This is a genomic window from Bradyrhizobium diazoefficiens (assembly GCF_016612535.1).
GTDB lineage: Bacteria > Pseudomonadota > Alphaproteobacteria > Rhizobiales > Xanthobacteraceae > Bradyrhizobium > Bradyrhizobium diazoefficiens_C.
This window is the reverse complement of sequence record NZ_JAENXS010000002.1, coordinates 2585563-2599468: the sequence shown is the minus strand read 5'-3', so window position 1 is coordinate 2599468 and position 13906 is coordinate 2585563. Positions and strand designations below refer to the sequence as shown.

Annotated in this window: 14 protein-coding genes; 9 read left to right on the top strand and 5 right to left on the bottom strand. The window is 64.2% G+C overall.

Features of this window, described 5'->3' with window-relative positions; genetic code table 11:
* The first annotated feature begins 23 nt into the window (after nt 1-23).
* Nucleotides 24-1928 carry a diguanylate cyclase gene (locus tag JJE66_RS29060; RefSeq protein WP_200517870.1) on the top strand — a complete coding sequence of 635 codons (1905 nt, stop codon included), beginning with the start codon at nt 24-26 and terminating at the stop codon, nt 1926-1928.
* 6 nt (nt 1929-1934) lie between these two features.
* On the opposite strand, the gene JJE66_RS29055 is transcribed toward JJE66_RS29060, so the two are convergent.
* Together JJE66_RS29055 and JJE66_RS29050 are read right to left on the bottom strand one after the other, a co-directional pair.
* Nucleotides 1935-2153, bottom strand: coding sequence for a SlyX family protein (locus JJE66_RS29055; RefSeq protein ID WP_311979966.1), 219 nt, complete (start codon nt 2151-2153; stop codon nt 1935-1937).
* The gene (locus tag JJE66_RS29050) at nt 2143-2910 is read right to left on the bottom strand and encodes a rhodanese-related sulfurtransferase (RefSeq protein WP_200517868.1); all 768 of its coding nucleotides are present in this window, start codon (nt 2908-2910) and stop codon (nt 2143-2145) included. Before JJE66_RS29050 ends, JJE66_RS29055 begins: the two co-directional genes overlap by 11 nt.
* A gap of 198 nt (nt 2911-3108) precedes the next feature.
* Between JJE66_RS29050 and ggt the strand changes: the two genes are divergently transcribed.
* From ggt to JJE66_RS29025, 5 genes are all read left to right on the top strand, one after another.
* Nucleotides 3109-4695, top strand: coding sequence for a gamma-glutamyltransferase (gene ggt, locus JJE66_RS29045; protein WP_200517867.1), 1587 nt, complete (start codon nt 3109-3111; stop codon nt 4693-4695).
* A gap of 224 nt (nt 4696-4919) precedes the next feature.
* A complete protein-coding gene (locus tag JJE66_RS29040) occupies nt 4920-5483 on the top strand; it encodes a (2Fe-2S)-binding protein (protein ID WP_200517866.1) in 564 nt (187 codons plus the stop codon).
* A 4-nt stretch (nt 5484-5487) separates the two neighbouring features.
* Entirely contained in the window at nt 5488-6504 is a 1017-nt protein-coding gene (locus JJE66_RS29035) for a xanthine dehydrogenase family protein subunit M (RefSeq protein ID WP_200517865.1), read from the top strand.
* A gap of 2 nt (nt 6505-6506) precedes the next feature.
* Entirely contained in the window at nt 6507-8798 is a 2292-nt protein-coding gene (locus JJE66_RS29030) for a xanthine dehydrogenase family protein molybdopterin-binding subunit (RefSeq protein ID WP_200517864.1), read from the top strand.
* 61 nt (nt 8799-8859) lie between these two features.
* Nucleotides 8860-9324 (top strand): FKBP-type peptidyl-prolyl cis-trans isomerase, encoded by a 465-nt coding sequence (locus JJE66_RS29025; RefSeq protein ID WP_200517863.1) that lies wholly within the window; start codon nt 8860-8862, stop codon nt 9322-9324.
* A gap of 59 nt (nt 9325-9383) precedes the next feature.
* On the opposite strand, the gene JJE66_RS29020 is transcribed toward JJE66_RS29025, so the two are convergent.
* Complete coding sequence (locus JJE66_RS29020) at nt 9384-9602, bottom strand: CsbD family protein (RefSeq protein WP_200517862.1); 219 nt, start codon at nt 9600-9602, stop codon at nt 9384-9386.
* Nucleotides 9603-9729: 127 nt separating this feature from the next.
* Between JJE66_RS29020 and JJE66_RS29015 the strand changes: the two genes are divergently transcribed.
* From JJE66_RS29015 to JJE66_RS29005, 3 genes are all read left to right on the top strand, one after another.
* Nucleotides 9730-10245 (top strand): cupin domain-containing protein, encoded by a 516-nt coding sequence (locus JJE66_RS29015; RefSeq protein WP_200517861.1) that lies wholly within the window; start codon nt 9730-9732, stop codon nt 10243-10245.
* A gap of 130 nt (nt 10246-10375) precedes the next feature.
* Entirely contained in the window at nt 10376-10804 is a 429-nt protein-coding gene (locus JJE66_RS29010) for a VOC family protein (RefSeq protein WP_200517860.1), read from the top strand.
* 51 nt (nt 10805-10855) lie between these two features.
* Nucleotides 10856-11344 carry a VOC family protein gene (locus JJE66_RS29005; RefSeq protein WP_200517859.1) on the top strand — a complete coding sequence of 163 codons (489 nt, stop codon included), beginning with the start codon at nt 10856-10858 and terminating at the stop codon, nt 11342-11344.
* A gap of 214 nt (nt 11345-11558) precedes the next feature.
* Here JJE66_RS29005 and JJE66_RS29000 read toward each other — a convergent pair whose 3' ends face one another.
* Both JJE66_RS29000 and JJE66_RS28995 read right to left on the bottom strand, forming a co-directional pair.
* Nucleotides 11559-12530, bottom strand: a complete 972-nt coding sequence (locus JJE66_RS29000; RefSeq protein ID WP_200513218.1) for an IS110 family transposase — start codon at nt 12528-12530, stop codon at nt 11559-11561.
* A gap of 318 nt (nt 12531-12848) precedes the next feature.
* Entirely contained in the window at nt 12849-13904 is a 1056-nt protein-coding gene (locus JJE66_RS28995; protein ID WP_200518894.1) for a hypothetical protein, read from the bottom strand.
* Nucleotides 13905-13906: the final 2 nt, after the last annotated feature.

Sequence of the window (13906 nt, the reverse complement as noted above, 5' to 3'; positions counted from 1 at the left end):
CAATCATTGGAGATTTCTGTCGGATGAACATCGCCTCACAGAGAGCCGGATGGAGTCGCTTGCCGTTGCGTGCGGCGGCTTTCGTCGTGCTCACCTGCATGGCGATCCTCGGCGTCAGCGGCTGGCGTGAATGGGCCGCGCGGGATGCGGTGCTCAAGGGCACCGAAACCGAAATGGCGAACGTCGCCCGCTCGCTGACGCAGCATGCCGAGGACAGCCTCGACCTGCTCGACTCCGGCGTCGTCGGCGTCGTCAGCCGGCTGGAGATGGACGGCGCCGGTCCGGCCACGATCGCAAAGCTGCGCAACCTGCTGGAGGCGCGCAAGAAGGCGATGGAGCGGGTCCACAGCCTCGCCATCATCGACGACCAGGGCAACTGGCTGACCTCGCCCGGAACGATCGCTTCGACGCTCAGCGATGACACTTTCTTCCGTCACCACCAGCTTTCGCCAGAGCGCAAGGCCTATGTCGGCCGCCCCGTGAAGAGCCTCGTCGACGGCGAATGGGTCATCACCCTGTCGCGCCGCTTCAACAAGCCGGACGGCAGCTTTGGCGGCGTCGTGCTCGCGGCCATCGGCTCCAGATATCTGTCGCATTTCTACGAGCAGTTCGAGATCGGCCGGAACAGCTCGGTGACGCTGATGTACGGCGACGGCATGATCATCGCGCGCAACCCGAACAATGAGAAGTTCGTCGGCCGCAGCGTCGCCGACACGCCTCTGTTTCGCGATGCCAGCCTGCAGCTGCCGAGCGGCGCCCATCATTTCAAGTCGCCGCTGGACGGCGCCGAGCGCGTCAGCTTCTTCAAGCGCAGCGGCCGCTATCCGCTCGTCCTGCTCGCGACGGTCGACAAGGAGGAACTGCTGGCGCCGTGGCGGGCTGCTGCGATCTCCCGCATGCTCTACGTGCTCGCGCTGGTGATGCTGATCGCGGTCATCGGCGCGGTGCTGGTGCGGCAGTTGCAGCGCGGCCAGCGCATGGCGGCAGCGCTGATCGAGAAGGAGGCGCATTTCCGGCTGCTCGCGGAAGGCTCCAGCGACATGGTCACCCGCATCGGGCTCGACGAGCGGCTGCGCTACGTCTCGCCGTCGTCCAACCGCGTCGTCGGCTGGCGCGCCAACCAGCTGATCGGCACGGACGCGCTCGCCGGAATTCATCCGGAGGACCGGCCGCAGGTGCAGGCCATCGTCGACGCGATGAAGCGCGGCGACATGGACGAAGCGCGCGTCACCTACCGCAACGGGCACCGGCAGAAATCCGAGGTCTGGCTTGAATCGACCATGCGCGTGACGCGCAAGGACAACGGCAATGTCGACGGGGTGGTCGCGATCTCGCGCGACATCACCGAGCAGAAGAAGCTCGAGAGCAGGCTGGAGACGCTCGCGATCGAGGACAGCCTCACCGGGCTTGCCAACCGACGCCGCTTCGACGAGCGGCTGGACGAGGAATGGGCGCGCGCCTATCGCGACCGCTCGAGCCTTGGCCTCCTGATGATCGACGTCGATCACTTCAAGGCTTACAACGACGAATACGGCCATCCCGCGGGGGACGCCTGCCTGCGTGTGGTCGGCAAGATCATCGCCGCCGAGATGCAGCGGGTCGGCGATCTCGCGGCCCGCTACGGCGGCGAGGAGTTCGCCATGCTGCTGCCGAACACCGATGCCGCCGGCTGCGCCCGGATCGGCGAGCGGATTCGCAGCGCCGTCCACGATGCAGGCCTCGTTCACGTCTCCAGTCCGGCGGGGAAATGCGTCACCGTCTCGGTTGGCGGCGCGGCCTGCCGGCCGTCCTTCGAGCGCACCGCGGGTGCGGGGTCGCTGGTGGAGGCCGCCGACCGAGCGCTCTATGCCGCCAAGGACGCCGGCCGCGACCGCCTGATGATGTCAGGCGAGGTCATGAACCTGCTGCTCAAGGCGTCCGGCCAGTAATCGCATTCAATAATGCGGCGGCCGCTCGTTGACGGGCCCCGGCGCGCTCGCTTCCGCCTCCTGAAGCCGTTCATTCAGCTGCGCGAACTGTCGCGTCAGCGCGTCGATCTGCTTCCATTGCGCGGTGATGGTCTGGTTCAGCGTCTCGATGGTGTCGTCCTGATAGGCGAGCCGCGTCTCCAGGACGTCGATGCGCTCGGCTAGCGTCTTGATCTCATTCGTCACGTGCCGCGTCCTTGTCCCGCTCGCGCAAACCAAGTTCTTGTAAGCCATGGCCGAGCGCTACGCGCTCGTCGAACACAAAACATTCGCCGCGCCAGCGGCTCTGCGCCTCCGGCACCTGTTCCAGATACTTCAAAATGCCGCCCTTGAGGTGGTAGACCTCGTCGAAGCCGCGCGCCAGCAGATGCGCGCTCGCCTTCTCGCAGCGGATGCCGCCGGTGCAGAACATGGCGATGCGCCGGTGTTTCGCGGGATCGAGCTGCCCGGCGGCAAAATCCTTGAACTGGCCGAAGCTCCTGAGGCCTGGATCGACCGCGCCCTCGAACGTGCCCATCGCCACCTCGAAGGCGTTGCGGGTATCGAGCACCAGCGTATCGGGGGACGAAATCAGCGCGTTCCAGTCGGCGGCATCGACATAGGTGCCGACCAGCCGGGTCGGATCGACGGCGGTATCGCCAAGCGTGACGATCTCCTTCTTCAGCCGCACCTTGAGTCGGCCGAACGGCATCGCCTCTGCGGTCGAGCACTTCAGTTCGAGATTGTTGAGCCGGCCGCCGAACAGGACGCCGTGCGCGAGCTCGTGGGCGAAGGCGTCGATCGCCTCAGGAGCGCCCGCGATCGTCCCGTTGATGCCCTCCTGAGCCAGCAGCACGCTGCCCTTCAGGGACAGGTCGGCACAGAACGCGCGCAACGGCTCGCGCAGCTCGCGGTAGTCGGGCAGGGCGGCGAATTGGTAGAAGGCGCAGACCTTGGCGTTCATGCTGGCTCGTTTAGCAGGCGGCCGGCGCCCAGAAAACCCGCATCGTGGCCGGGCGCAAAAGGCCTATACGCCCAGCGGATGGCAGCCATTTCCCTGGTATGCCAGCATTGCCCGGACCGGCCGGAATGTGTCATGAAGGCCCGGTTTTTCCGGGATGGCGTGCCATCCGCGCCGACGGTCCAAGAGAGCAAAACTTCGATGAGAAACTTCCACTTCCCCGGCAGGTCCACGGTCCACGCCACCAACGCGATGGTCGCGACCTCGCATCCGCAGGCGTCGCTCGCCGCGATCGAGGTGCTGCGCGAGGGCGGTACGGCGGTGGATGCGGCCGTGGCGGGGTCGGCGGTGCTCGGCGTGATCGAGCCGCAATCGACCGGCATCGGCGGTGATTGCTTTGCGCTGATCCAGCCGCGCGGCGAGGGCAAGATCGTCGCCTATAACGGCTCCGGCCGGGCGCCGAAGGCTGCCAATGCCGACTGGTATCTCGAGCGCAAGATGACGTCGGTGCCGCTGACCTCGGCGCATGCGGTCTCGATCCCCGGCGTGATCGACGCCTTCGCGACCGTGCTGCGCGATCACGGCAAGTTCGGTTTCGACCGGCTGCTGCAGCCCGCGATCAAGGCGGCCGAGGAAGGCTACGTCGTTGCGCCCCGCATCGCCTTCGACTGGAAGAACCAGTTCGAGAAGCTGAAGGGTGGCACCAACACGGTGCGTTACCTGCTGCCCGGCGGCAAGCCGCCGGTCGCCGGCGACGTCATCCGCCAGGCCGAGCTCGGCAAGACGCTGCGCGAGATCGCCAAGGACGGCCGCGACGCCTTCTACAAGGGCGCGATCGCCGACGACATCGTCGAGACCCTGCGTGGCATCGGTGGCCTGCACACGCTCGACGATTTCGCCGCGCACACCACCGAGACGACGACGCCGATCGGCACCATGTACAAGGGCTACGACGTCTGGCAATGCCCGCCGAACGGTCCGGGCGTCACCGCGCTGCTGATGCTGAACATCCTGTCGCGGTTCGACCTGACCAAGTACGCGCCGCTCAGCGTCGAACGCTTCCATCTCGAAGCCGAAGCCGCGCGCATCGCCTACATGAACCGCGAGATGCACGTCGCCTCTCCCGAGCATATGAAGATCAATGTTGCCGAGATGCTCGAGAAGGGCTTCGCCGACGCGTATATCAGCAAGATCCGCATGGACGGCATGCTCGATTTGCCGAACGTCGCGCCGCCCATGAATCCCTCGACCATCTACATCACGGTCGTGGACAAGGATCGCAACGTCTGCTCGTTCATCAACTCGGTCGCGCATTCCTTCGGCTCGGCGATCGTATCGAACAAGACCGGCGTGCTGCTCCAGAATCGCGCCGGCGGCTTCCGCATCCAGCCGGGCCATCCCAACTGCATCGAAGGCGGCAAGCGCCCGCTACACACGATCATGCCGGGCCTGCTCACGAAGGGCGGCCGTTCCACGATGTCGTTCGCGGTGATGGGCGGCCAGTACCAGCCGACCGGCCAGACCCATCTCTTGACCAACGTCATCGACTATGGCTGCGACGTGCAGGAGGCGATCGACATGCCGCGCGGCCTGCACTACGAGGGCCAGTATCAGCTCGAGGACAGCGTGCCGGCCGAGATCGTCGAGGGCCTCAAGAAGCTCGGCCACAAAGCCACCAGCGTGGTCGGCCCGCTCGGCGGCGCCCAGACGATCTGGATCGACTGGGACAAGGGCACACTCACCGGCGGTTCCGATCCGCGCAAGGACGGCTGCGCGTTGGGTTATTGATCGGGGCCCGCGAGGCAAAGTTCCTCGCGCACATCAGGAAAAGTTGACGGATGGCGGTGCGGCATTCGCTGCGTCGCTCATTCCCGCTCGGAACAGAGTCCATTGCCCCAAGTTGAGGGGCCGTGAGCGGTGCAGGCGTGCGCTGCTTTGTTTTGAAGCGGCGGAGGCCATCCATGTCCAGTAATTCAAGTTCCCGATCGTCGGGATTCGATCGGCGCGCTTTCATGGCGGGCGCCGCAGGCAGCGCGCTTGTTCCGATGACGGCGCGCGCGGCCGGGCAGGATGCGCGAGCGCCAGTTGCGCAGGATCCGACTCTTCCCGTGGACGTCACGTTGCGGGTGAATGGCCAGGACAAGCGCCTGAGCATCGACGCGCGCACCACGCTGCTGGATGCGCTGCGTGAACATCTCAAGCTCACCGGCAGCAAGAAGGGCTGCGACCACGGCCAGTGCGGCGCCTGTACGGTGTTGATTGGCGACCGCCGCGTCGTCTCCTGCCTGACGTTGACGCTCGCGGCCGAAGGTCAGGAGATCACGACCATCGAAGGACTCGCCACCAACGACCGCCTGCATCCGATGCAACAAGCCTTCGTCGATAACGATGCTTTCCAGTGCGGCTATTGTACGCCCGGCCAGATCATGTCGGCGATTGCCTGCGTCAAGGAGGGACATGCTGGCTCCGATGCCGACATTCGCGAATATATGAGCGGCAACATCTGCCGCTGCGCCGCCTATCCCAACATCGTCGCCGCCGTGAAGCAGGCCGCGCCCGAGATCATGAAAGGCTAGGCCCATGCGACCATTTTCGTATCAGAGGGCGACAGACCCCGGGATGGCCGTGCAGGCGCTTGGCGCCGCCGCGGCCGCCAACAATCCGCTGACCAGGGCCGCGGCACAGCCGCTCGCCGGTGGCACCACGCTGATCGATCTGATGAAGCTGGACGTGATGCGGCCTTCTGCGATCGTCGACATCAATCCGCTCGCGCGCAGCTGGTCGACGATCGATTCGGAAGGCGATAGTTTGCGGCTCGGCGCGCTCGCGAAGATGTCGAACGTCGCCGCTAATGACGAAGTCCAGCGCAATTATCCGGTCGTCGCCAGTTCCCTGAAGCTCGCCGCCAGCGCCCAGCTGCGCAACATGGCGACGCTCGGCGGCAACGTGCTGCAGCGGACGCGCTGCAGCTATTTCCGCGATGTTTCCTACGAGAATTGCAACAAGCGCAATCCAGGCTCCGGCTGCGCCGCAATGGGCGGCGTCAACCGCATGCACGCGGTGCTCGGCACCTCGGATCAGTGCATCGCGACCTATCCCGGCGATTTCGCCCAGGCATTGATCGCGTTGGATGCCGCCGTCGAGGTTACCGGCAAATCCGGAACGCGCAGCATGCCGTTCACAGAGCTGCACAAGGCTCCCGGCAATACGCCTGATATCGAGACCACGCTTCAACCGGGCGAGTTGATTTCGGCCTTCGTCATTCCCGGCCGCTGGCCGCGCTCCGCCTACTTGAAGGCGCGCGATCGACAGTCCTATGAATTCGCGCTCTCGTCGGCCGCCGTGGCGCTCGACGTGCAGGACGGCGCTATCAAGGATGCGCGTGTCGCACTCGGCGGTGTCGCAACAGTGCCCTGGCGTGCGCGCGAGGTGGAGGCGCTGCTCAAGGGCCAGAAGTTCGATGACGATCTGGCGCGGCGTGCCGCTGATGCCGCCTTCGCGGACGCCCGGGGTCGTCAGCACAACAGCTTCAAGATCGCGCTCGGCAAGCGCGTGGTGGCACGCGCACTCCAGCAAGCCGTAATGATGGAGATCTGACCATGACCGCTGCCGCTCTCGAGCCGAAGGCGAATATGGGCCAGCCCGTGCCGCGCTATGATGCGACTGCAAAGGTCACGGGGCGGGCGACTTACGCGTCCGACATGCCGTTGGACGACCCGGCCTATGCGTTCCTGGTCACCAGTGCGATCGCCAGGGGCCGCATCAACAGTTTTGATCTCGACGACGCCAAAGGCGTCCGCGGCGTGATCGACATCGTTACGCACGAGAACGCGCCGAAGCTGAAGGAGTCAAAACTCTTCAGCAATGGCGGCTATGCCGGCACCACGATCCAGCCGTTGAAGTCGGCGGACATCGCCCATGACGGCGAGATCATCGCGGTGGTCGTTGCAGAGAGCTACGAGGCCGCGCGCGAAGCCGCCAACCGCGTCAAGGTCAGCTATTCAGCTGTAACTCCGAGCGCAAGCTTCGACTCGCCGGGAACGACGAAAGCCGCGGCGAAAGGTCAGAATGCGCAATTCAAGGAAGATCCGCAGGTTGGCGATTTCGCGAGGGCGTTCGACGAGGCTGAGGTGAAGGTCGAGGCTTCCTACGACACGCCGACGCAACACCACAATCCGATGGAGCTGTTTTCGACGAGTTGCGTCTGGATGGGCGGCAATCTCGTCATCTATGAGCCCAGCCAATATGTCTACGGCCTGAAGAACGGCGTCGCCGAACAGCTCGGCATCGACGCCGACAAGGTAAGGGTGGTCAATCCCTATGTCGGTGGCGGTTTTGGTTCGCGCGGCTCGATGACGCCGCGCACCGCCATCATTGCCGGCATCGCGAGGCGCCTGAACCGGCCGATCAAGCTGGTCCCGACCCGCGACCAGGGCTTTACGATCGCAACATATCGCGCCGAGACCCGCCATGAGATCAAGCTGGGCGCCAGCCGAGATGGCAAGCTGGTTGCGCTCAGGCACGAGGGCGCCGAGGTGTCCTCGCGCGCCGACCCCTATTGCGTCGGTGGCACCAAGACCACGACGCGCCTCTATGCCTGCCCGAACGTCGATAGTCTTGTGTCGATCGTGCGTGCCGATCGCAACACGCCGGGCTTCATGCGTTCGCCGCCGGAGGTGCCATATCTGTTCGCGCTCGAGAGTGCGATGGATGAGCTGGCCGTGAAGCTGAGCATGGACCCGGTCGAGCTCCGCCGCATCAACGACACCACCAACGAGCCGATCGGCGGCAAGCCCTACACGTCGCGCTCGCTGATGGCCTGCTTCGACGAAGCCGCCAAAGCGTTCGGCTGGTCGCAGCGTTCGCCGGCGCCGAAATCGATGTCCGACGGGGACTGGCTGGTCGGCTATGGCTGCGCCGCCACCTGCTACCCGACGCAGATGGCGCCGTCGGCCGCACGCGTGCGCCTTCAGCGCGACGGTCGTACCCGCGTTGAGATCGCCGGCCACGAGATCGGCACGGGCGCCTACACCATCATCGCCCAGACCGCGGCGGAGCGGCTCGGCGTTCCCCTGGAGAAGGTCTCCGTCTTTATGGGCGACAGCGACCTGCCGCCGGCACCTGTTGCGGGCGGCTCCAATTCAACGGCCAGCACTTGCTCGGCGGTCATGATGGTGTGTGACCAGGTCCGCCAGCGTCTGTTCAAGGCGGTGATGCCGAACGAAAGTCTCACTAATAAGGCCAAGGAAACAGTGGGCCTCGGCCAGACGCCGGCGACGCAGGCAGCGAAGAGCGATCGTCCGCTCGATCTGGAGAAGGCGTTCGACGCACTCGGTGCCGCCGTCGTTGAGGAATATGGCGAGTGGAAGCCGGACGGGGCGCCGCTGGATGCCTTCAAGGCGATGCACAGCGGGCACGCGCGCCTCGTCGGTGGCGCCGCCATGAAGGACAACATCGCCTACGCCTTCGGTGCGGAGTTCGTGGAGGTCAGGGTTAATCGTTTCACCCACGAAATTCGGGCGCCGCGTCTGGTCGGTGCCTTCGCCGCCGGCCGCATCATGAATCCGCGCACGGCGCGCAGCCAGCTCATGGGCGGTCTGATCTGGGGCATGTCTTCGGCGCTACTGGAGGCAACCGAGATCGACGAACGCACTGCGCGCTACGTCAACGACAACTTCGCCGACTATCTCGTGCCCGTGAATGCCGATGTGCCGGGGGTCGAGGTGATCCTGCTCTCCGAACAGGATGATCACATCAACCCGGCGGGTGCAAAAGGACTTGGCGAGCTCGCTAATGTCGGTACCAACGCCGCGATCTGCAACGCGATCTATCACGCCACCGGCCAGCGCATCCGCAAGCTCCCCGTGCGGCTGGAAAATATCGAGGTCTGAAGGGGTGGAAACCATACCCTCGTTGCGCTAGACACCTCCCGCCTCGAACGGAAGGTGTCTAATGCAGCGTTTCCAGCGCGCGCTCCTCGCCATCATGTCGGCACTCGCGATCACATTGATCGGCGGCGCGTCCGGCTTTGTTTCCACCACGGCCTCGGCCCAGACCGCAGGAAAGACCATGACCACAGCTTCAGGCTTGCAGATCACCGATAGCGTCGTCGGCACCGGCGCGTCGCCGAAGCCCGGCCAGATCTGCGTGATGCACTACACCGGCTGGCTCTATGAGAACGGCCAAAAGGGCAAGAAATTTGACTCCTCGCTCGATCGTAACGAGCCGTTCGAGTTTCCGATCGGCAAGGGCCGTGTCATCGGCGGCTGGGACGAGGGCGTTGCCTCGATGAAGGTTGGCGGCAAGCGCACGCTGATCATCCCGCCGCAGCTCGGCTATGGCGCGCGCGGCGCCGGCGGCGTGATACCGCCGAACGCGACGCTGATGTTCGACGTGGAGTTGCTCGCGGTGAAATGAGCGGACAAACAAAAAGACCGGCCTCGCGGCCGGTCTTTTCACATTCATTTTGACCCGCGTCAGTCAGCAGCGCGACGTCCCGCCGCAGCGGCGCGATCAATCGCTTCCTTTGTGGCGTCCTTGGCATCGCCCATCGCCTTTTGGCCTTTGCCCTTGACTTCCTGGACCGCGCCTTCGCCCTGCAGGCGTTCGGAACCGGTGGCTTCGCCGATACCCTGCTTGGCCTTGCCCATTGCCTCGTTGGCGGTGCCCTTGATCTTGTCGCTTGTGCTACCCATGAAACTCTCCTTGCTGCTTGCTCGCGACGACAACGTCCGACGGTTATGAGGGTTCCGATTTTGGTGTGGCTTGAAGCGCCCGCTTTGGCTAGTTTCGCGCGCACGGAACCAACAGAAAGCAAGTCCCATGACCGGCCATGACCATTCGCATTCCCACCATGACCACGATCATCACGACGATCGCTGGAAACATGACGGCGTGCGTGTCATTCCCGGCAATCAGCTCGATACCAACGTTCCATCAACGGCAGGCATGGACCGCGCGGCCGCGATCAATTTCGCGCGCGTCGGCGCGCAGAAATTGTGGGCGGGCACCGTCAGCATCAAGCCCGACGCCAAGACCGGCGCCCATCACCACGGTCATCTCGAAAGCATCATCTATGTGGTGAAGGGCAAGGCGCGGATGCGCTGGGGCGAGAGCCTGCAATTTACTGCGGAAGCAGGTCCCGGCGACTTCATTTTCGTCCCGCCCTACGTGCCGCATCAGGAGATCAACGCTAGCCGCGACGAGGTGCTGGAGTGCGTGCTGGTGCGCAGCGACGGCGAGGCGGTCGCGATCAATCTCGACATCGAGCCGGTCGAGAAGCCCGAGACCGTGCTGTGGATTGACCCTGTACACCGGGACCCCAACGAGAAGAAGTAAGGCGGAAGATCATGCGGGGTTCGGTGAGGCAGAATCCCGCAGGTTAAGGGGACGAAAAAATATCCGGAAGCGGTGTCGGATGGCCGTCAGGCCACCCGTCCTTGGGCAGAACCCCGCCAAGGAGCTTCCGATGCCCAAGATGATCTTCGTCAACCTGCCGGTGACCGACCTCAAGCGCGCCACCGCCTTCTATGAAGCGGTCGGCGCGGTCAGGAACCCGCAATTCAGCGACGATACGGCGAGCTGCATGGTCTTCTCAGAGACCATTTTCGCCATGCTCCTGACACACGACAAGTTCCGCCAGTTCACGCCGAAGCCGATCGCGGATGCCAAGACCTCGAACCAGGTATTGCTCTGTCTGTCGGCCGACAGCCGCGGCGACGTCGACGACATCGTCGGCAGAGCCGAGGCCGCGGGCGGGGAGGCCGATCCCAGCCCAAAGGATGAGTACAGCTTCATGTACGGCCGCAGCTTTGAAGATCCGGATGGTCACATGTGGGGTGTGAACTGGATGGACCTCGCCGCGGCCCCTGCCCAGCCCGCCATGGCGAACGCCTGATCGAAGCCCCAGAAGTCAAAACTCGCAAATCGCTAAGAAGGAGCATTCGCAATGTCCAAGGTCGTGCCCTGCATGTGGTTCAATGGCGATGCCGAGGAAGCCGCAAAGTTCTACGTCTCGCTCGTTCCAAATTCAGAGATCACGCACGTTCAGCGCAACGTCTCGGATAACCCCTCCGGCAAGGAAGGATCGGTGCTCGTCGTCGAGTTCACGGTGGCCCGACAGCCCCTGGTCGCGCTCAACGGAGGCATGAAGGTGGACTATACCCACGCGCTGTCGCTGATGATCCATTGCGACGACCAGGCCCAGGTCGACAGCGTCTGGAACGCATTCCTGGCCCAGGGCGGCAAGGAGCAGCAGTGCGGCTGGATCTATGACCGTTATGGCGTATCCTGGCAGGTGGTGCCGAAGGTGATGTTCGAGTTCCTGTCGAGCCCCGACAAGGCTGCTGCCGCCCGCGCGATGCAGGCCATGATGAAGATGGTGAAGCTCGATGAGGAGGTGCTGCGCCGCGCGTTCGAAGGCAAGTCGGCGGCGTGACGTCAACACAGATGCAGTAGCAACCATTAAGTATGGCGTCCCGATAGCCTTGAGGCTGACGCCGCGCGCCGCGGCCGTCAAGGCGTGGCCTGGCGGCAGTTGATGTGAGGTGAGACGCGCGCGACGGCCATCCTTGACGGCCGCGGTGCGCGGCGTCGTCTTGACGGCAGGTCGGGACGAAGAAACGGTCGCCTGGTCGAACCAAGAAACGCGATCAGGTGACGGACACACTCACGGTTTTGGGCGGTTCAGCGACCCACGGTGTTCCGCGGGCGACGACGGCGTTGATGATGACGATCAGCTTTCTGGCACAGGCGACGAGCGCGCGCTTGTGGCCCTTGCCGGCGGCGATCAGCCGGCTGTACAGGGCCATGAGCTGCGGGTTCCAGCGGAAGGAGGCCGGAAGAGCTGCGGTGTAGAGTGCCTGACGCAAGCGCTGGCGTCCGCCGTCAATTCGACGGGCGCCGATATGCTTGCCGCTGTCGTCATCGTAAGGCGCAAGTCCGGTGAGGGCTGCGGCTTGCTCGCGGGTGATCCGACCGATCTCGGGCATCCTGATCAAGATGGCAACCGCGGTCGGCAAGCCGCTGCCGCCAACGCTGTAGATCAGATCGAGACGTGCGGCGAGATCGCGATGCTTGCGGATCGCTGCCACCAAGGCCTTGAACTCGGCTCGTCTGTGCTTGGCCAACAGAGCAATCTGCTCCTTCCAGAACTTCTGGATACGCTCGTCACGGCAGCTCTCCAGCCGATTTTTGAGCTTTGCGATGTCCTCCTTGATCTGGTCGATCATCGTCAGATGCACGGCAAAGGGCTGCAGCCGGGGGTCTGGAGCGGGATGGATGTTCTTGACCGCGGCGGTGCAGGCCGCAATCAACGCAGCATCGATCTTGTCGTTCTTGGCCCGTTGCAAATGGAACGTGGCATAGGCACGGACCTGGATCGGCTGAAATACGATGACGACAAACCGCTTGCGTCGCAGTTCGGCAACCGCCGCCTGCTCATAACCACCGCTCGCCTCGATCCCAACCCTCTTGACCTTGTGGCGCTTCAGCCACTCCACCAACTCCTGGTGACCTTCCGCCGTGTTCTTGACCTGCAGCTCCTCCGAACTGCCATCGAGCGCCACGTCGAGCTTGTCTTTGCTAGTATCGATTCCGGCACAGATCGTGTTACGTTTGGCCATCTTCCTCGACCCTCCCTTGTGATGCGAACCTGAAGTTCGTTCAACCATGCGGGTCCCGATGAAGTGCCGACCGCGATCTTGCTACGAAACGCAGCTCTCAGGGGCTTCGGTGGGCATCGATCCGATCGATCGGCGGCCCAGCCCGGGTGGCCACCCGGGCTGGGCCATTCCTCACGGAACCAGCCCATCATAGCCCGGCCCGCCAATACAAGGGTGGGCAAAGGCGCGATAGCGCAGTGCCCACCTACCTTGCGCCGTTTAGAGAAGTGGTGGGCACGCTTTCGCTTTGCCCACCCTAAGAGACGGTTTGTAAGCGTCTCAGTAATTGATCCTCAGCCCGACGCCGCCGTGGATCGTGTTGCCGACCGGCTGCGGGCCAAGCGTGCCGTTCGCGAAGAGGTCCACCACCCAGCCCTTCTGCACGCGGAAGCCGAGGCGACCGCCATATTCGAACCAGCCCTGGTTGCCCATTGTCGGCACCACCATGCCATCGCCGGTCACGGTGGCGACCACGCCGCTGTGCGCGGCGAACGACTGCACCCAGCCGCCATTGATGTTGGTCTCGATATTGCCGGCGAAGAGATGGGTCCACTGGCCGCCGATCTTGACCAGGCTGGTGCGGTCGGTGCCGGTCGCGATGCCGGCGTCGAACGGATTGAACGCGACCGTATTATCGGCGTAGCCCGATACGCGCTGCCAGAGTTGCCAGACCTCGATCGACGCTGCGACCTCATCGCGCGGCGACAGGCGACTCATCCAGCCGGCGCGGCCATAGACCGCATAGTTTGCGGCGTTGGTCGAACTCGTTACGCTCACCGGACCGAGGCTGGTGTCGTAGCTGCGGGTATAGCGCGCTTTCTCCCATGGCGTCAGGATGGTGCCGACGTCGAAGAACGGTCGTGACGAGCCCCAATCGGTGAAATCATAGCGCAGCGCGAAGGCGCCGATCGGTGCGCTGGTGATGTTGTAGCCGCCCTCGCCGTATTGCGTGTAGGCGAGGCCGGCAAGCAGCGACAGATTGTTGGTGAGCTCCTTGCGGCCATGGACGCCGGCTGAGAACGAGCCGGCTGAGCCGAACGCGCTGACGCAGTCGCTGCAATTGACCTGCTCGTTGACGCCAAGCAGAACCGTACCGAGCACCCGGTTGGTGATCATCTGGTTGAAGCGCTGATGGGCGAGCCCGCCGATCGAGTTACCGCTGGAGTCGGAGCCGGTCGGCGTCGGGCTTGGCGACGGGTACGGGCTTGGCGACGGGGACGGCGTAGGCGTGGGTGTTTGAGCTGCCGCAATCTGCAACTGAGCTGCCAGCAGCATCAGCGTCGCGGCGGCCGTGACCGCCGGGAGGACGAAGCTGCGCATCGCGAACTTCACCATCA